Source organism: Mesorhizobium sp. M1399, assembly GCF_040317735.1.
Classification (GTDB): domain Bacteria; phylum Pseudomonadota; class Alphaproteobacteria; order Rhizobiales; family Rhizobiaceae; genus Mesorhizobium.
Map to the genome: position 1 here is coordinate 271,516 of NZ_JAMYKZ010000002.1, position 18,615 is coordinate 290,130.

General features: G+C 63.4%; 17 protein-coding genes. 15 read left to right on the forward strand and 2 right to left on the reverse strand.

Annotation, left to right across the window (positions count from 1 at the left end; all coding sequences use genetic code 11):
• The first annotated feature begins 199 nt into the window (after positions 1 to 199).
• From NKH05_RS03780 to lepB, 6 genes are all read left to right on the forward strand, one after another.
• The gene (locus NKH05_RS03780) at positions 200 to 760 is read left to right on the forward strand and encodes a F0F1 ATP synthase subunit delta (protein WP_023719707.1); all 561 of its coding nucleotides are present in this window, start codon (positions 200 to 202) and stop codon (positions 758 to 760) included.
• Positions 760 to 2,289, forward strand: a complete 1,530-nt coding sequence (gene atpA / locus NKH05_RS03785) for a F0F1 ATP synthase subunit alpha (RefSeq protein ID WP_023719706.1) — start codon at positions 760 to 762, stop codon at positions 2,287 to 2,289. Before NKH05_RS03780 ends, atpA begins: the two co-directional genes overlap by 1 nt.
• Positions 2,290 to 2,317: 28 nt before the next feature.
• A complete protein-coding gene (locus NKH05_RS03790) occupies positions 2,318 to 3,202 on the forward strand; it encodes a F0F1 ATP synthase subunit gamma (RefSeq protein ID WP_023719705.1) in 885 nt (294 codons plus the stop codon).
• A gap of 67 nt (positions 3,203 to 3,269) precedes the next feature.
• Entirely contained in the window at positions 3,270 to 4,835 is a 1,566-nt protein-coding gene (gene atpD, locus NKH05_RS03795; RefSeq protein ID WP_023719704.1) for a F0F1 ATP synthase subunit beta, read from the forward strand.
• Between the two features lie 102 nt (positions 4,836 to 4,937).
• The gene (locus tag NKH05_RS03800; RefSeq protein WP_023719703.1) at positions 4,938 to 5,345 is read left to right on the forward strand and encodes a F0F1 ATP synthase subunit epsilon; all 408 of its coding nucleotides are present in this window, start codon (positions 4,938 to 4,940) and stop codon (positions 5,343 to 5,345) included.
• 89 nt (positions 5,346 to 5,434) lie between these two features.
• Complete coding sequence (lepB, locus tag NKH05_RS03805; protein WP_502895829.1) at positions 5,435 to 6,412, forward strand: signal peptidase I; 978 nt, start codon at positions 5,435 to 5,437, stop codon at positions 6,410 to 6,412.
• A gap of 1 nt (position 6,413) precedes the next feature.
• Here lepB and uxuA read toward each other — a convergent pair whose 3' ends face one another.
• Entirely contained in the window at positions 6,414 to 7,592 is a 1,179-nt protein-coding gene (gene uxuA, locus NKH05_RS03810) for a mannonate dehydratase (RefSeq protein ID WP_023719701.1), read from the reverse strand.
• Complete coding sequence (locus NKH05_RS03815; protein ID WP_023719700.1) at positions 7,589 to 9,091, reverse strand: mannitol dehydrogenase family protein; 1,503 nt, start codon at positions 9,089 to 9,091, stop codon at positions 7,589 to 7,591. Before NKH05_RS03815 ends, uxuA begins: the two co-directional genes overlap by 4 nt.
• Before the next feature lie 175 nt (positions 9,092 to 9,266).
• Between NKH05_RS03815 and uxaC the strand changes: the two genes are divergently transcribed.
• The 9 genes from uxaC (at position 9,267) to recQ (ending at position 18,608) form a co-directional block, all read left to right on the forward strand.
• A complete protein-coding gene (gene uxaC, locus NKH05_RS03820; protein ID WP_352494129.1) occupies positions 9,267 to 10,676 on the forward strand; it encodes a glucuronate isomerase in 1,410 nt (469 codons plus the stop codon).
• Between the two features lie 37 nt (positions 10,677 to 10,713).
• On the forward strand, positions 10,714 to 11,691 hold the full coding sequence (locus tag NKH05_RS03825) for a TRAP transporter substrate-binding protein (RefSeq protein ID WP_023719698.1): 978 nt from the start codon (positions 10,714 to 10,716) through the stop codon (positions 11,689 to 11,691).
• A gap of 103 nt (positions 11,692 to 11,794) precedes the next feature.
• Positions 11,795 to 12,322, forward strand: a complete 528-nt coding sequence (locus tag NKH05_RS03830) for a TRAP transporter small permease (protein ID WP_023719697.1) — start codon at positions 11,795 to 11,797, stop codon at positions 12,320 to 12,322.
• Between the two features lie 4 nt (positions 12,323 to 12,326).
• Positions 12,327 to 13,607, forward strand: coding sequence for a TRAP transporter large permease (locus tag NKH05_RS03835; RefSeq protein ID WP_023719696.1), 1,281 nt, complete (start codon positions 12,327 to 12,329; stop codon positions 13,605 to 13,607).
• A gap of 10 nt (positions 13,608 to 13,617) precedes the next feature.
• Complete coding sequence (locus NKH05_RS03840) at positions 13,618 to 14,394, forward strand: FadR/GntR family transcriptional regulator (protein WP_352480962.1); 777 nt, start codon at positions 13,618 to 13,620, stop codon at positions 14,392 to 14,394.
• A gap of 28 nt (positions 14,395 to 14,422) precedes the next feature.
• Positions 14,423 to 15,283: a 5-dehydro-4-deoxy-D-glucuronate isomerase gene (gene kduI, locus NKH05_RS03845; protein ID WP_353025051.1), complete on the forward strand. Its 861-nt coding sequence runs from the start codon at positions 14,423 to 14,425 to the stop codon at positions 15,281 to 15,283.
• Positions 15,280 to 16,047, forward strand: coding sequence for a 2-dehydro-3-deoxy-D-gluconate 5-dehydrogenase KduD (gene kduD / locus NKH05_RS03850; RefSeq protein ID WP_352480961.1), 768 nt, complete (start codon positions 15,280 to 15,282; stop codon positions 16,045 to 16,047). The genes kduI and kduD overlap by 4 nt, the downstream gene beginning before the upstream one ends.
• A 24-nt stretch (positions 16,048 to 16,071) precedes the next feature.
• Complete coding sequence (locus NKH05_RS03855; protein WP_023719692.1) at positions 16,072 to 16,410, forward strand: cupin domain-containing protein; 339 nt, start codon at positions 16,072 to 16,074, stop codon at positions 16,408 to 16,410.
• A gap of 362 nt (positions 16,411 to 16,772) precedes the next feature.
• Positions 16,773 to 18,608, forward strand: a complete 1,836-nt coding sequence (recQ, locus tag NKH05_RS03860) for a DNA helicase RecQ (RefSeq protein WP_352717786.1) — start codon at positions 16,773 to 16,775, stop codon at positions 18,606 to 18,608.
• The last annotated feature ends 7 nt before the right edge of the window (positions 18,609 to 18,615 follow it).

Genomic DNA, 18,615 nt, shown 5'->3' on the forward strand with positions numbered 1-18,615 from the left:
GACAATAGTGCCTGAAAACCATGCCGGACGACGCATTGCGGTCTGAAAATGCCTGTGCTAGACGGCAATCGACTTTCGACCGGGGATAGCGGAAGCCGCGCCTCCGTGCTTGGAAAAATGCAGTAAGGTCAAAGATTTAGCCAGAGTTTTTGCTCGCGCCAACAATCTGCGGCCTGTCAGACAAGAGAAAAGACGGTCCGTGGCCCAATCGTCATCGCCAATCTCAGGTGTCGCAGAACGCTATGCGGGTTCGCTGTTCGAACTCGCGCTGCAGGCCAATTCGGTGGCCAGCGTCGAGACCGACCTCAACAGTTTCGAAGCGATGCTCGAAGGCAGCGCTGACCTTTCGAGGCTGATCAGGAGCCCGGTTTTCTCCAGCGAAGACCAGGCCAAGGCGATCGCCGCGATCGCCGACAGAGCGGGGATCACGGGCCTCACTGGCAATTTCCTGCGCGTCGTTGCCCAGAACCGCCGGCTTTTCGCCGTGCCAGGAATGATCAAGGCGTTCCGCCAGATCGCCGCCGAACACCGCGGCGAGACCGCCGCCGAGGTCACCTCGGCGCATGCGCTGACGCCTGCCCAGGAAACCGAGCTGAAAGCGGCGCTGAAAAGCGTCGCCGGCAAGGATGTGGCGATCACCGTCACCGTCGATCCGTCGCTGCTCGGCGGGCTGGTGGTCAGGATCGGCTCGCGCCAGATCGATACGTCGCTCAAAACCAAACTCAATTCGCTCAAGCTTGCACTGAAAGAGGTCGGCTGATGGACATCCGCGCCGCGGAAATTTCCGCAATTCTGAAAGACCAGATCAAGAATTTCGGCAAGGAGGCCGAGGTCTCCGAAGTCGGCCAGGTGCTGTCCGTCGGTGACGGCATCGCCCGCGTCTATGGCCTCGACAATGTCCAGGCCGGCGAGATGGTCGAGTTCCCCGGCGGCATCCGCGGCATGGCCCTCAACCTCGAAGCCGACAATGTCGGCGTCGTTATCTTCGGCGCCGACCGTGACATCAAGGAAGGCGATACCGTCAAGCGCACCGGCGCCATCGTCGACGCGCCTGTCGGCATGGGCCTGCTCGGCCGCGTCGTCGATGCGCTCGGCAACCCGATCGACGGCAAGGGCCCGATCCAGGCCACCGAACGCAAGCGCGTCGACGTCAAGGCGCCCGGCATCATCCCGCGCAAATCGGTGAACGAGCCGATGTCGACCGGCCTCAAGGCCATCGACGCGCTGATCCCGGTCGGCCGCGGCCAGCGCGAGCTGGTCATCGGCGACCGCCAGACCGGCAAGACCGCGATCATCCTCGACACCATGCTCAACCAGAAATCGGTGCACGACAACGGCCCGGAGAAGGAAAAGCTGTACTGCGTCTATGTCGCCGTCGGCCAGAAGCGCTCGACCGTGGCGCAGTTCGTCAAGGTGCTGGAAGAGCGCGGCGCGCTCGACTATTCGATCATCATCGCTGCGACCGCATCTGATCCGGCGCCGATGCAGTTCCTGGCGCCGTTCACCGCCTGCACCATGGGCGAATATTTCCGCGACAACGGCATGCACGCGCTGATCAGCTATGACGATCTGTCGAAGCAGGCCGTCGCCTATCGCCAGATGTCGCTGCTGCTGCGCCGTCCTCCGGGCCGCGAGGCCTATCCGGGCGACGTTTTCTACCTGCACTCGCGCCTGCTCGAGCGCGCCGCCAAGCTCAACGACGACAATGGCGGCGGGTCGCTGACGGCGCTGCCGATCATCGAGACGCAGGCCAACGACGTGTCGGCCTATATCCCGACCAACGTCATCTCGATCACCGACGGCCAGATCTTCCTGGAAACCAATCTGTTCTTCCAGGGCGTCCGTCCTGCGGTCAATGTCGGTCTGTCGGTGTCGCGCGTCGGCTCTTCGGCGCAGATCAAGGCGATGAAGCAGGTTGCCGGGTCGATCAAGGGCGAGCTCGCGCAGTACCGCGAAATGGCTGCTTTCGCGCAGTTCGGCTCCGATCTCGACGCCGCCACGCAGCGCCTGCTCAATCGCGGCTCGCGCCTGACCGAGCTTTTGAAGCAGCCGCAATTCTCGCCGCTCAAGGTCGAGGAGCAGGTCGCGGTGATCTTCGCCGGCGTCAACGGCTATCTCGACAAGCTGGCGATCAACCAGGTCGGCAAGTTCGAGCAGGGGCTGTTGTCGCACATGCGCTCGGCCGGCAAGGACGTGCTCGACGGCATCCGCAAGGAGAAGGCGCTGTCCGACGATCTGCGCGCCAGGCTGAAGGCAGAGATCGACGCCTTCGCCAAGACCTTTGCTTGAGTGGACCGGACGGGATCAGGTTTGAAGCATGCCTTCGTTAAAAGACCTTCGTAACCGTATCGCCTCGGTCAAGGCGACGCAGAAGATCACCAAGGCGATGCAGATGGTCGCCGCGGCGAAGCTGCGCCGCGCGCAGGAAGCGGCTGAAGCGGCGCGTCCCTATTCGGAGCGCATGGGCGCGGTGCTGGCCAACATTACCCAGGCGATCGGCGGTGGCGGCGATGCCCCGGCGCTGATGACCGGCACCGGCAAGGACGACGTACATCTGCTTGTCGTCTGCACGGCCGAACGCGGCCTGTGCGGTGGCTTCAATTCGCAGATCGCCCGCTTTGCCCGCGACCACATCCGCAAGCTTCTGGCCGACGGCAAGCAGGTCAAGATCATCTGCGTCGGCAAGAAGGGGTTCGACATATTGCGCCGCGACTACGGGGCGCTGATCATCGAGCGTGTCGATCTGCGCGAGGTCAAGACGCTGGGCTTCGTCAATGCCGATGCCATCGCCAAGAAGGTGATCCATCTGTTCAACGAAGGCGGCTTCGACATCTGCACGCTGTTCTATTCGCAGTTCAAGTCGGTGATCAGCCAGATCCCGACAGCGCAGCAAATTATCCCGGCGGGCGTGGTTTCGGATGCTGCTGAAGCGAAGGATGGTGGCAGCGCTGTCTACGAATACGAGCCGGAGCCGGGCGAAATCCTCTCCGATCTCATCCCGCGCAACATCTCCGTGCAGGTCTTCCGCGCGCTGCTCGAGAATGCGGCCGGCGAGATGGGCGCCAAGATGAGCGCCATGGACAATGCGACGCGCAATGCCGGCGACATGATCAACAAATTGTCGATCACCTACAACCGCCAGCGGCAGGCGCAGATCACCAAGGAATTGATCGAAATCATTTCGGGCGCCGAGGCGCTCTAGGCACGCTCCCAAGGAGGTCATCGACCTCAAGCGTGTGAGAAACAAAGAGACGAAAAGGGTAAAGACGATGGCGAAAGCAGCGACCCCGAAGACGGCAGCCCCTAAGGCCGCGGCACCAGCAAAGGCTCCGGCGGCAGCAAAGGCCGCTCCGGCCAAGAAGGCGGCAGCAATCAAGGCCGCCGCCGTGAATACGCCGGCCGCTACCATCAAGAAAACCGGCTTGGCGGGCAAGGTTCGCCAGGTCATCGGCGCTGTTGTCGACGTGCAGTTCGGCGAACATCTGCCGGCGATCCTGAACGCGATTGAGACGATCAATGTCGGCAATCGCCTGGTGCTCGAAGTGGCCCAGCATCTCGGCGAAAACACCGTACGCTGCATCGCCATGGACTCCACCGAAGGTCTGGTTCGCGGCCAGGACGTCTATGACACCGGCGCGCCGATCACCGTGCCGGTCGGCCCTGGCATGCTCGGTCGCATCATCAACGTCATCGGCGAGCCGGTCGACGAGGCAGGCCCGGTCGACGGCATCGAGATGCGCTCGATCCACCAGCCGGCGCCGACCTATGTCGAGCAGTCGACGGAAGCGCAGATCCTGGTCACCGGCATCAAGGTGCTCGACCTGCTGGCCCCCTATGCCCGCGGCGGCAAGATCGGCCTGTTCGGCGGCGCCGGCGTCGGCAAGACGGTGCTGATCCAGGAACTGATCAACAACGTCGCCAAGGCGCATGGCGGCTTCTCGGTGTTCGCCGGCGTCGGCGAGCGCACCCGCGAAGGCAACGACCTCTATCACGAGTTCATCGAGTCCGGCGTCAACAAGAAGGGCGGCGGCGAAGGCTCCAAGGCCGCGCTCGTCTATGGCCAGATGAACGAGCCGCCGGGCGCGCGCGCGCGCGTCGGCCTGACCGGCCTGACGGTTGCCGAATACTTCCGCGACCAGGGCCAGGACGTGCTGTTCTTCGTCGACAACATCTTCCGCTTCACGCAGGCGGGCTCGGAAGTGTCGGCGCTGCTCGGCCGCATTCCTTCGGCCGTGGGCTACCAGCCGACGCTGGCCACCGACATGGGCGCGCTGCAGGAGCGTATCACCACGACGACCAAGGGTTCGATCACCTCGGTGCAGGCGATCTATGTGCCGGCCGACGATTTGACCGACCCGGCACCGGCGACTTCATTCGCCCACCTCGACGCGACGACCGTGCTCAACCGCGCGATTTCGGAAAAGGGCATCTATCCGGCGGTCGATCCGCTCGATTCGACTTCGCGCATGCTCGACCCGATGGTTGTCGGCGAGGAGCACTACCAGGTCGCGCGCCAGGTGCAGTCGATCCTTCAGCGTTACAAGTCGCTGCAGGACATCATCGCCATCCTGGGCATGGACGAGCTGTCGGAAGAGGACAAGCAGACGGTTGCCCGCGCCCGCAAGATCGAGCGCTTCCTGTCGCAGCCCTTCTTCGTCGCCGAAGTGTTCACCGGCGCGCCGGGCAAGTTGGTCGACCTCGCCGACACCATCAAGGGCTTCAAGGGCCTTTGCAACGGCGATTACGACCACCTGCCGGAGGCCGCCTTCTACATGGTCGGCGGCATCGAGGAAGCGGTCGAGAAGGCACAGCGCCTGGCGGCTGAAGCGGCGTAAGCCAAAGCGAATAGCGAATAGGGAGTAGCGAATAGGGGTCTATGAGCCGGACGAGTTTCTTCACTACTCGCTACTCACTATTCCCTATTCGCTAAATTGATCATGCCTGAAGCTTTCAAGTTCGAACTGGTCTCGCCGGAGCGCCTCTTGGTTTCCGAGCAGGTCGAATCCGTCGTCATCCCAGGCGCCGAGGGCGAAATGACCGTGATGGCGCATCACGCACCGGTCATGACCACGATCAAGCCGGGCGTCGTCACGTTGAAGACCGCTTCCGGCAAGGAAGAACGCTACGTGGTGTTCGGCGGCTTTGCCGACATCGTTCCGGCCGGCTGCACGCTGCTGGCGGAATCGGCTGTGGCCGTCGGCGACATCGACCGCGCCGAGCTTGCCCGCCGCATCCAGGAGGCGAGGGAAGACGCCGCCGACGCCAAGGACGACCAGACCCGCAGCAAGGCCGAGCAGTTCCTTAACCAGCTCACCACGCTTGAAGGCGCCATCCTGCCGGCTTAACGCGAAGGATCAGTTCGGCGTCGAGAAAGCGAGGCTTGCCTCGCTTTTTTATTTGGTGAACAGTCAGGCTGCCTTGGCGTGGGGGGCCGATGACAGAACAAACAGTGCAACAAGAAACAGTCTCGCGATCCAGATGGTCGACGGCCCTGGTGTCGGCCCTTGGCGGCCCGTTTGGCGGATTTCTATGGATTGGCGCTGGCAAACTGGCTGTCATAAGCCTGTTTGTGATCAGTGCTGTCAGCATCGCGCTTTGCTACATCGGAATTCCGGTGGTGCCGGGCATGGATCTTGCGGCGGCGGGCAACTTTTCAGGTATCGGCTTGATGATCCTGTGGGCGACGCTCGTTGTTCCCTTTGCGCATCGGTTCAAGCCGGACAAATGGTATGCGCAAGGGGTGTCGGTGTTCGTGTTGGCGTTTTACGCCTCCATCGTGGCTGCGTTTGTAATCCGCTCGTTGGTGTTCCAATCGTTTTCGATCTCGTCTGGCAGCATGACGCCGACGTTGCGGGAGGGCGACTATCTCTTCGTGTCCAAATCCGCATACGGCTACAGTCGCTACAGCGTGCCCTTCAACGTGCTCTCATTTGACGGGCGCCTATTGGGCGCGGAACCCAAAAGGGGAGATGTGGTGGCATTCAAGTTCCCGCCCGATCCGAGCGTGAACTACATCCAGCGGATCGTCGGCTTTCCGGGCGAAAAGATCCAGATCATCGACGGGATGCTTTACATCAACGAGGTAGCGGTGGGGCTCGAGGATATTGGCTCTTTTTCGTCCGAAGAGTTCCCCGATCCAGTCAAACTTCAACGTGAAACTTTGCCAGAGGGCGTGTCCTACACCGTTCTCAACCTGACAGATTCATCCATCGGGGACAACACGAACTCGTGGATCGTGCCCGCAGGCCACTATTTTGCACTTGGCGACAATCGGGACAATTCCTCCGACAGCCGATTCAGCGTCGGGTTTATTCCCAGTGAAAATCTGGTCGGCAAGGCCGTGCGGCTGTTCTGGAATTCTAAAGGCGTCGACTATTCTTCCCGGCAAGTATTGGATCCGTCAGGCAAATAGCTCACACCGTCAGCGCTTCCACGGCGCGCATGACGCCGCGCAGTTCGGCGAGGCCCTTCAGGCGGCCGATGCAGGAATAGCCGGGGTTCACCTTCTTGCCGATGTCGTCGACAATGGCATGGCCATGGTCCGGACGCATCGGAATCTGCCAGTCCGCCCTGCCTGCCGCCTTGCGCCGCCGCTCCTCGCCAATCAGCGCCGACACGACCGCCACCATGTCGGTGTCGCCGTCGAGGTGCTCGGCTTCGTGGAAGGAGCCGTCGGGCTCCTTGGTGACATTGCGCAGATGGGCGAAATGGATGTTCTCGGCGAAAGCCTTCGCCATTGCCGGCAGATCGTTCTGCGCGCTCGCGCCGTAGGAGCCGGTACACAGTGTCAGTCCGTTAGCCGGCGAAGCGACGGCGTCGAGCAGCGCGCGGGCATCGGCTGCCTTGGAAACGATGCGCGGCAGGCCGAACAACGAAAAAGGCGGATCGTCGGGGTGGATCGCCATCCTGACGCCGGCCTCTTCGGCAACCGGCACGATCTCGCGCAGGAAGGCAAACAGGTTTTCGCGCTGTCCTTCGGTAGAGACGTCCTTGTAGAGGTCGAGGGCGCGGCGGAAGCTCGCTCGATCGAAGATGAATTCGCGCGCCGGCACCCAGCCGATCAGGTTGAGCTCCAGTCTCGCCTTGTCGCTTTCGCTCATGCCTTGCAGCCGCACACGCGCCGCCTCGACACGGGCCGGCGGGTGATCGGCCTCCGCCCGTTTTCGCTCGAGGATGAAGACGTCATAGGCGCAGAGCTCGACGACATCGAAGCGCAGCGCCGTGCCGCCATGCGGCATCGGATAGTCGAGGTCGGTGCGCGTCCAGTCGGTGATCGCCATGAAATTATAGCAGATGGTGTTGATGCCGGCGGCAGCGACGGCGCGGATCGAGGCCTTATAATTGTCGATCAGGGTGCGCCAGTCGCCACTGCGGGTCTTGATGTCCTCGTGGACGACGATGCTCTCGACCACGTCCCAGGTCAGGCCTGCTGCCTGGATCTCTGCCTTGCGCCTGGCGATCTCGTCCGCCGGCCAGGCGCGGCCGTCATTGAGGTGATGCAGCGCGCTGACGATGCCGACGGCGCCGGCCTGACGGACATGGGCAAGCGTCACCGGGTCGTCGGGCCCGAACCAGCGCCAAGTCTGTCTCATGGCTTCTCACTCCCTATGCCAAGCGCCGCCAAGGCAGCGGCAGGCCCGCCCCGCCGCAGGCGCTCGAGATGGGCTGTCGTCAGATCAATCAGTGTCATGCGCTGGGAATGGTCCCTGGCGAAGCCGGCGAGATCGAACATCGCTGTCACAGCTTCATCAGCCGGCCGGCTGCCGAGCGCCGTAAGCCGAGTGTCGATCGGGTCGGTGAAATGGGCTTCGGGCAAGGTCTTGCCGCGCGCCTCGCAAGCGGCGATCCAGGCGGCCACCACCAGCATCAGATGGGCTGGGGGATCACCGGCACTCAGCCGCTCGACGGCCGAGGCGACGATGCGCTGTGGCAGTTTCTGGCTGCCGTCATTGGCGATCTGCGCCGTGCGATGGGCCAGCGCCGTGTTCGAGTAACGTTCGGCGAGCTGGGCCGTGTAGCCGGCCGTATCGAGCCCGGCGTCCGGCGGCAGCGTCGGGATCGCCTCGGCCCACAAGCCGTCGACGAATTGCCGGATCGCCGGATCGGCAAAGGCGCGGTCGACCGTGTCGTAGCCGCTGAGCAGGCCGAGATAGGCGATTGCCGAATGCGAGCCGTTGAGCAGCCGCAGCTTCATGTCCTCGAACGGCCCGACGTCGCCGACCATGGTGACGCCGAACTTTTCCCAGGCCGGCCTGCCCGCCGGAAAGTCGTCCTCGACCACCCATTGGCAGAACGGCTCGGTCATCACCGGCCAGGCATCCTCGACGCCGAGCTCGACGGCGATACGCGCCCGGTCGGCATCGGTGGTCGCCGGCACGATGCGGTCGACCATGCTCGACGGAAAGGCGACGCCGTCGGCGATGTGTGCGGCGAGCCTGGCATCGCCTGAAGTGGCGAGCCTGGCATCGCGCAGTGCGGCGAATTCGACCAGCAGGCGGTGCAGCGTGGCGCCATTGGCCGGAAGGTTGTCGCAGCAGAGCACGGTGAAAGGCTGGATGCCGGTGGCACGGCGGCGCGACAGCGCCTCCGTCAGGAAACCATGCGCCGTTCGTGGCATTTGCGGGTTAGCCAGATCATGGACGATGTCGGGGTGGGTATTGTCCAGTCCGCCGCCGGCTGCCCTCAGATAGGCCTTTTCGGTGATCGTCAGCGTGACGATACGGGTGAGCGGATCGGTCAGAGCGGCGAGCACCGCAGCCGGATCTTCCGGCGCCACCAGCAGCGACAGGATCGAACCGACGACGCGCAGCTCTTCTTCGACGCTGCTCCTGATCGCCAGTGTGTAGAGGCCATCCTGCGGCGCCAGTGCGTCGCGCGTGTCTGGACTACGCAAGGACACGCCGACAATGCCCCAGCCTGTCTCTCCAGCCGCCAGACAGTCGTCGACATAGGCCGCCTGGTGGGCGCGGTGGAACGCGCCGACGCCGAGATGGACGATGCCTGGCGCAATAGCGCCGCGGTCGTAGCGGGGAACCGCGACCGAAGCCGGCAGTGCCTTCAGCGTGCTGTTGGAAAGGCGTCTATTGGTCATTGCGCGGCGTGTCTGATCGAGGTTGCTGGGTCACTGTTGGCAGGCGGCGTAACACCCGTTGCCGTCACGCACAATGGGCAATGGCCGACGAAAAGTCATCATACAACAACCCATTTTTTGTATGTTGACATTATTTCTTTCCAACCCTACCGATGTCCGGATTGGGAGGATTTACGTGGCCGCATTGACGGATCCGGACTTGCTGTTTGCCGCCGAGGCGCGCCCGCTTTCGCTGGCCCGCGATCTCTACGCCGCGGTCAAGGACCTGCCGATCGTCAGCCCGCACGGCCACACCGATCCGCGCTGGTATGCGCTCAACGAGGCGTTTCCCGATCCGGCGCAGTTGCTGATCGTGCCGGACCACTACATTTTCCGCATGCTGTTCAGCCAGGGTGTTCGGCTTGAGGAGCTTGGCGTGCCGACGCGTGACGGTTCGCCGGTGGAAACCGACGGCAGAACGATCTGGCGGCGCTTCGCCGAGCATTATTACCTGTTCCGCGGCACGCCGACCCGGCTGTGGTTCGACCATGTGCTCGCCCATCTGTTTGGTATCGACGAGCCGCTGAATGCCAAGACGGCCGACCGCCACTACGACACGATCGCGACGCTGCTGCAGTGGGAGAATTTTCGCCCGCGAGCGCTGTTCGAGCGCTTCAACATTGAGGTCATCGCGACGACCGAAGGCGCGCTCGACGATCTCAGATGGCACCAGATGATCCGCGACAGCGGCTGGGAGGGCCGCGTCGTCACCGCCTATCGGCCGGATGCGATCGTCGATCCCGACTTCGAAGGCTTTTCGGCCAATCTCGACCGGCTTGGCGAGATCACCGGCTGCGACACCGGCAATTGGGCCGGCTATCTCGATGCGCATCGCCAGCGGCGCGCCTTCTTCAAGAGCTTTGGCGCGACTTCCTCCGATCACGGCCATCCGACGGCCGAAACCGCCAATCTCTCGGATGCCGCCGCCGAGGAGCTGTTCAACCGCATCCGCCGGGGCTCGAACGACGAGCGCGAGCGAAAGCTGTTTCGCGCCCAGATGCTGACCGAGATGGCCAAGATGAGCCGTGACGACGGGCTGGTCCTGCAAATCCATCCCGGCTCCTGGCGCAATCATTCGCCGGCTGTCTTTCAGAAGTTCGGCAGGGACAAAGGCTTCGATATCCCGACTCGAACCGATTATGTGACGGCGTTGAAGCCGCTGCTCGACTGTGTCGGGCTGGAGCGCGATCTCACCATCATCCTGTTCACCCTCGACGAGACCAGCTATGCGCGCGAGCTGGCGCCGCTCGCCGGTGTCTACCCGGCATTGAAGCTCGGGCCGGCCTGGTGGTTCCACGACAGCCCCGAAGGCATGCGCCGGTTCCGCGAGATGACCACCGAAACGGCCGGTTTCTACAACACCGTCGGTTTCAACGACGACACCCGCGCCTTTCCATCCATACCGGCCCGCCATGATGTGGCGCGCCGGGTCGATTGCGCATATCTGGCGCGTCTCGTCGCCGAGCATCGGCTCGGCGAGGACGAGGCGCACGAGCTGGCGCAGGAACTTGCCTATACGCTCGCGAAAAAGGCGTACCGGCTCTAACGGCGCTTGCCGCCATCGTTCAAACGGGAGGAAACCAATGCTGCATTTTTCAAGACGGGCGGGAGCTACGCTACTTGCCGCCGCACTGCTGGCCGGAACGGCAAGCGCCCAGACGGTCCTGCGCTCGTCTGACACACACCCGGACGGCTATCCGACGGTCGAGGCGGTCAAATATTTCGGCGAGCTCGTGAAAGAGCGCACGGCCGGCCGCTATGTGGTCGAACTCTATCCTTCCGCGCAACTCGGCGAGGAAAAGGACACGATCGAGCAGGTGCGCACCGGCGTGATCGATCTCAACCGCGTCTCGATGGCGCCGTTCAACGGGCTCATCCCGGAGACCACCGTACCCTCGCTGCCCTACATCTTCCGTTCGGAAGACCATATGCACAAGGTCATGGACGGGGCGATCGGCGACCAGATCGCGGCGGCGTTCGACCAGGTCGGGCTGGTGCTGCTCGCCTTTTACGATGGCGGCTCGCGCTCCTTCTACAATTCGAAGAAGCCGATCAACACTGTAGCCGACATGGCCGGCATGAAGTTCCGCGTCATCCAGTCCGACATCTTCGTCGATATGGTGGCGGCACTCGGCGCCAACGCGACGCCGATGCCGTATGGCGAGGTGTATTCGGCGATCGAGACCGGGGTGATCGACGGTGCGGAGAACAATTTTCCGAGCTACGACACCGCCAAGCACGCGGAAGTCGCCAAATACTATTCGCTCGACGAGCACACGATGGTGCCGGAAGCCTTCGTCATGGCGAAGTCGAGCTGGGACAAGCTGACGCCGGAAGACCAGGCGATCTTCAAAGCGGCCGCCAAGGAGAGCGTCGCCAAGCAGCGCGAGCTGTGGACCGCCAAGGTCAAGGAATCGCGCGCCAAGGTCGAGGCGGCCGGTTCGCAGATCACGACGCCGGATAAGCAGCCCTTCATCGACGCGATGGGCCCGGTCTACGAGAAGCACGTCAAGGACGACAAGCTGAAGGCCATGGTCGAAGCCATCAAGGCCGTGCAGTGATCAAGCGGCGGCGCGGACATCCCGCGCCGCCGTCCTCTTGCGGAGAAAACCGGTGACTTCCAGCCTAAAACCAAGACCGCTCCTGTCCGGCGTCGCGCAAGTGATGTCGCGCGTCAGCACGGCGGCGCTGTCGATCGCCGGCATCGGGCTGGTGCTGATGACCGCCTTCGTCGCCTGGCAAGTGTTCGGCCGCTATGTTCTGAATCGTTCGCCGAGCTGGACCGAGCCGGGCTCGGTGATGCTGATGAGCTGGTTCATTTTCCTCGGCGCTGCCGTCGGCGTGCGCGAGAACTATCATCTCGGCTTCGACGTCCTGCTCTACGTGCTGCCAAAAGGCGGCAAGCGCTGGCTGCGGATGATTTCGGACCTCGTCGCGCTCGCCTTCGGCATCGGCATGATCTGGTATGGCAGCCAGCTGGTCGCATTGACCTGGGGCTCTGTCTTGCCGTCACTCGGCATATCGGGGGGCTGGGACTATGTCCCGCTTGTCGCGGGAGGCGCGCTCATCGTGCTCTTCACGCTGGAGCGCATCGTGCTTCGCCTCTCCGGCGCGCCGATCGACGATGCCCTCGATGAATTGCCGCCGGCCGAAGTCGCAGCCGAACTCGACACCGCCAACGTGAAGGTCTGACGCCATGGAACTGTGGATTCTCTTCGGCGTCTTCACCCTGCTGATGCTTATCGGCACGCCGATCGCTTTCTGCCTCGGCGTCGCAAGCCTGGCCACCGTCCTCTATATGGGCCTGCCGCCGCTGATCGTCTTCCAGCGCCTGAATTCCGGCATGAGCGTCTTTTCGCTGCTGGCCATTCCGTTTTTCATCTACGCCGGCGACTTGATGGTGCGCGGCGGCATCGCCAGCAAGATCGTTGCCTTCGCCGGCTCGCTCGTCGGCCATTTGCGCGGCGGCCTCGGGCAGGTCAACATCGCGACCGCTACACTATTCGGCGGCATTTCGGGCTCCGCGGTGGCGGAGGCAGCCGCGGTGGGCGGCCTGATGATCCCGCAGATGAAGGCGCGTGGATATGGAGCGGACTACGCCGTCAACGTCACGTCGATGGCGGCGCTGATCGCGCTGCTGCTGCCGCCGTCGCACAACATGATCATCTACGCGATCTCGGCAGGCGGAAAGATCTCCATCGCCGATCTGTTCACGGCCGGCATCATCCCGGGCCTGCTGCTGGCCCTGTCACTGATGGTCACCGCTTATTTCGTGGCGCGCTCCCGCGGCTATCCGACCGAGCCGTTTCCGGGCTTCACCGCGGTCGCGCATCTTTTCGCCGTCGCGGTGCCCGGCCTGCTGCTGATCGCGATCATCTTCGGCGGCGTACGATCGGGCGTCTTCACGGCCACCGAGAGTTCCTGTATCGCCGTCATCTATGCGCTGCTCGTGACCGTCTTCGTTTACCGGCAGATGACCTGGGAAGGGTTCGTTCATGCCACCCATGGCGCCGTGCGCACCACGGCCATGGTGCTGCTTATCATCGGCATGGCGGCGGCATTCTCGTGGCTGATGGCCTTCCTGAAAGTACCGGCAGCGCTGATAGCCTCCATGAACGCGATCTCGGACGATCCGCTGGTCGTGCTTCTGCTGCTCAACCTCTTGATGCTGTTCCTCGGCACGTTCATGGACATGGGGCCGACGATCATCATTTGCACGCCGATCTTCCTGCCCGTGGCGCAGGCCTACGGCGTCGATCCGGTGCATTTCGGCGTCATCATGATCCTCAATTTCGGCATCGGGCTGAACACGCCGCCGGTGGGCGCAGTGCAGTTCGTGGCGTGCGCAGTGGGCAAGATATCCGTCTGGGAATCGATGCGCTCGATCTGGCCGTTCTATGGCGCAGGCCTCGTGGTGCTGGCGCTCGTCACTTACATTCCAGCCATTTCGCTATGGCTGCCGAGCGTCTTCAAATAGGGGTTGCGACATGGCATCGGACACCGCAGTCGGGCTCCGCGTCGAACGAAGACCGAAGCTTTCGGAAACCGTCGTCGCCGCGATCCGCAAGCAGTTGCAGGCGGGCGAGATCCAGCCTGGGCAAAAGCTGCCGACCGAGGGCCAGTTGACTGAAACCTTCGGGGTCAGCCGCACCGTGATACGCGAGGCGCTGGCCAAGCTTGCCGCGGACGGCCTGGTCGAGCCGCGCCAAGGCGCCGGCGTCTTTGTCACCGAGCATATCTCGACAGCGTTCGGGGCTCTGGCAGCGGAGATGGGCAGCAAGGATTCAATTGCCCTCAACGTGCTCGAAGTCAGGTTGGCGATCGAGATCGAATCCGCCGGGCTCGCCGCCCTCCGCCGTAACGCCGCACAGGAAGCGGCGATCCAGGAAGCCTTCTTCGAGTTCGAACGGCTGCTCCTCAACAGCGAGCCGACGGGACCGGCCGACCTCGCCTTCCACCGCGCAATCGCCAGCGCCACCAACAATCCGTTCTATGTCGAGATGCTCGATGTGCTCGGCCGGCGCGCCATCCCTTGCGATGTGACCTCGCCCTGGTCGACCGAATTCGCGCAGTCCGACGCCTACCAGCGCGGCCTGCAGCGCGAACACCTGATGATCCTTAATGCCATCTCGGCAGGCGATGCCGAGGCGGCACGGGAGGCGATGCGCGCGCATCTCGGTGCCAGCCAGCAGCGGTATCGCGAACGCCTGCACGCGCGTCAGGTGTTTTATGCCGACTCGGTCAAGGCCGCGGCAACTGAATAAGCAATTGAGGCAGCTCCATGGGACAGCAATGAATCACACTGACAATCATACGGATTTCACCTCGCGCTTTGCCATCGATCCTGTTTCTGCCGCGGCGATGGGCACGGACGAACTGCGTCACAATTTTCTGATCGAGGACTTGTTCCAGCCCGGCCGTATCAGCCTGACCTACACCCATTACGACCGCATGATCGTCGGCGGTGCCATGCCCGCCGGCGCGCCGCTGCCGCTGCAGGCGATCAAGCCAACCGGGACCAAGAATTTTCTCGACCGCCGCGAGATGATCATCGTCAACATCGCCGGTGCAGGCGTCGTGAAAGCCAGCGGCCAATCCTACGAGCTGCAGGCGCGCGACATGCTCTATCTAGGCATGGGCACCGATGAGGTGTCGTTCGCTGCTGCGACCAATCCGGCTGAGCCGGCTAAGTTCTACCTGCTAAGCGCGCCGGCGCATCAGAGCCATCCCAACCGGCTGATCCGCATCGGCGATGCCAAGCGGCTCGATCTCGGCAGCCAGGCGACCTCCAACGAGCGCTCGATCTTTCAGTTCATCCATGCCGACGGCGTGAAGACCTGTCAGCTGGTCGTCGGCATGACCCAGCTTGCCCCCGGTTCGGTCTGGAACACCATGCCGTGCCATGTGCATGACCGGCGCATGGAGGCCTATCTCTATTTCGACCTGCCGGAGACGGCGCGGGTGTTTCACTTCATGGGCGAACCGGACGAAACGCGTCATCTCGTCGTGCGCAACGAGGAGGCGGTGCTGTCGCCGGGATGGTCGATCCATTCGGGCGCCGGCACGTCGAACTACGCCTTCATCTGGGCGATGGCCGGCGACAATGTCGACTATACCGATGTCGACCTGGTGGCGATGGAGGAGCTCAAGTGAGCGACCTCTCGGCCTTCAGCCTTGCCGGCAAGCGTATCCTCGTCACCGGCGCCAATACCGGCATCGGCCAGGGCATCGCCGTGTCGATCGCGCGTGCCGGCGGCGCGGTCGTCGGCGTCGGTCGCTCGGCGATGGACGAGACGGCGGAGAAGATTGCGGCGGCCGGCGGACGCTTCGAGGCGGTCCGCTGCGACCTTGGCGATGATGCCGCCGCCCAGGCGATGCTTGACCGCGTCTGGGACGATACGGGGCCGCTCGACGGCCTGGTCAACAATGCCGGCATCATCCGGCGTGCCGATGCGGTCGACTTGACCGAAGCCGACTGGGACGACGTCATCGGCGTCAACCTCAAGACGGTGTTCTTCCTCAGCCAGAGTTTTGCCAGGCGCGTGCTTGCCGACCCGGGACGGCGTGGCAAGATCGTCAACATCGCTTCGGTGCTGAGTTTTCAGGGTGGCATCCGCGTCGCCTCCTACACCGCCTCCAAACATGGCGTGCTCGGCATCACCCGACTGCTCGCCTGCGAATGGGCGGCAAAGGGCATCAACGTCAACGGCATTGCGCCAGGCTATATCGAGACCAACAACACCGAGGCGCTGCGTGCCGATCCCGACCGCAGCGCTTCGATCCTGGCGCGCATTCCGGCCGGGCGCTGGGGCGCGCCGGAAGACATCGGCGACGCAGCCGTCTTCCTGCTGGCGCCGGCGTCGAACTATATGCACGGCGCGGTGATGCCGGTGGACGGTGGCTGGCTGGCGCGATGAACAACAAAAGATGAGAGTTTGGCGATGACCGGAACCAAGATCTTCTCGCATGCCGGCGAGGGTGCGTGGACGCCGACGCCGGATGGCAACCGCAGGCGCGTGCTCCTGCACACGGACGAACTGATGATGGTCGAGTTCGCCTTCGACAAGGGCGGCGTCGGCGCGCTGCATTCGCATCCGCATGTCCAGGCGAGCTACGTCGCCGAAGGCCGCTTCGAGGTCACCATCGACGGCAGGACCGAGATCTTGGAAACCGGAAGCAGCTTCATCGTTCCTTCCAACCTGGTCCATGGCGTCAAGGCACTGGAGGCGGGACGACTGGTCGACAACTTTACGCCGCCCCGCGCCGATTTCCTCGACTGAGCTGCGGGCCCGAAGATCAGGCTGTCAGTTCTCGGAACGAAAAACCCGCGCCTCCGGAGAGACGCGGGCGTGTTGCCTGGGCGCTTGTGGCGCCGCGGTACTCAAAACATCACCGCAGAACCTGAACCTGCCGAATGATGGTGAAGATAGGATTAACCGCTCCGAGGCGGCGCGATATTCACAGCCAAGGCGAATAGGGGCTGGAACGACGGTCTGATATCGGCCAATGAGAGAGAAGTTCGCTTCAGGCGGTGCCGAGGACAGGACCAGAGGGGTCGATAAATGTTCGAATCTGCTGTCCAGGCAATCACCCGGCGATTCGCCGGGGAATTTCGGCAGGTCGTATCCGCGAAAGTTCTGTAATGCAGATTGCGGCGAGCATGCCGGCAGAGGATTCCAAGCGGCGCGTCCTGAAGGATGTCTTCGGCTTCGATGATTTTCGTCTCGGCCAGGCGGCCGTGATGGAGGCGCTGCTGGCCGGGCATCATGTACTGGCCGTCATGCCGACGGGTGCGGGCAAATCGCTCTGCTACCAGGTCCCGGCGCTGGTGCTGGGCGGGCTCACCATTGTCGTTTCGCCGCTGGTAGCGCTGATGCAGGACCAGGTCGCCGCATTGCGCCTTGCCGGTGTGGCGGCCGATACGATCAATTCCTCGCTCGATCGCGATGCCAATGTCGCTGCATGGCGCCGCGTCGCGGCAGGGCAGACACGGCTGCTCTATCTTGCGCCGGAGCGGCTGATGACCCCGCGGATGCTCGAGGCGTTGACCAAGCTCGATGTCCGGCTGATCGCCATCGACGAGGCACATTGCATCTCGCAATGGGGACCGGCGTTCCGGCGCGAATACGAAGAATTGTCGCGGCTGCGCGGCATCTTCCCCGATGTGCCGATCATTGCGCTGACGGCGACTGCGGACGAGACGACGCGCACCGACATTGCCGCGCAACTGTTCGACGGGCGCGTCGATACCGTGGTGCTCGGCTTCGACCGACCGAACATCAAGCTAAGCATCGAGCCCAAGCAGGACAGCAAGCGCCAATTGCTGAATTTCGTGCAGCGCCATGCCGGCCGAAGCGGGATCGTCTATTGCCTGTCGCGCAAAAAGACCGAAGAGATGGCGGCGTTCCTCGAGCGGAACGGCGTACGCGCGCTCGCCTATCATGCCGGCATGAGCAAGGACGCGCGTGAAGCGAATCAAAACGCTTTCATGACCTTGTCCGGGGTGGTGATGGTGGCGACCATCGCCTTCGGCATGGGGATCGACAAGCCGGACGTCGCCTATGTCTTCCACACCGACCTGCCGGGCAGCTTGGAAGCCTACTATCAGGAAATCGGGCGGGCGGGCCGCGACGGGCGGGCGGCCGAGGCGCATATGCTCTTCGGTCTCGGCGACATCCGTATGCGCCGGCTTTTCATCGATGACGAGGGCGCACCGGCGGAGCACAAGAGGCGCGCGCATGGCCGGCTCGATACGTTGATCGGCTATTGCGAGACGGCGCAGTGCCGCCGCCAGATCCTGCTTGGCTATTTCGGCGAAAGTGCTTCGCCTTGCGGCAATTGCGACAACTGCCTCGACCAGGCGCCGCATGCGGATGGCGACGCCGAGGCGCGGATCATCCTGGCAGCGATCACACAGACCGGCGAGCGCTTTGGCGCTGCCCACGTTGTCGATGTCCTGCTCGGCCATGAGACCGAGAAGGTCCTGGCCAGGAACCACCACAGGCTTGCCAGCTTCGGCACCGGTGTGGCGCATAAGAAGAGTCTCTTGCTGTCGCTGCTTCGCCAACTCGTCGCGGGAGGGTTCCTGACACTGGACTCAGCCGGCCATGGCGGCCTCGCCGTCGCCGAGAAAGGCCGTGAACTCGCCCGGGGCGAGGCTTCATTCCGGTATCGCGTGGACGCGCGCCAGTCATCGCGAGGCAAGATACGTCCTGTGGATACCGCAGCAGGCACGGAAGGTCTGGATTCGGCGCTGCTGGCCGCGCTCAAGGCGGTACGGCTGCGTCTTGCCCGGGAACGCCAAGTGCCGGCCTTCGTGATCTTTTCGGATCGTACGCTGATCGATATGGCTGAACGCTGCCCGCGTGATCTGGACGCCTTCGCCGCGGTCAACGGCGTCGGCGCCGCCAAGCTCAAGGATTTCGGCGAGATATTCCTCGGCGCGATCGCTGCGCATCAGTCCGGTCTCTCGGGTTGAAGACCCA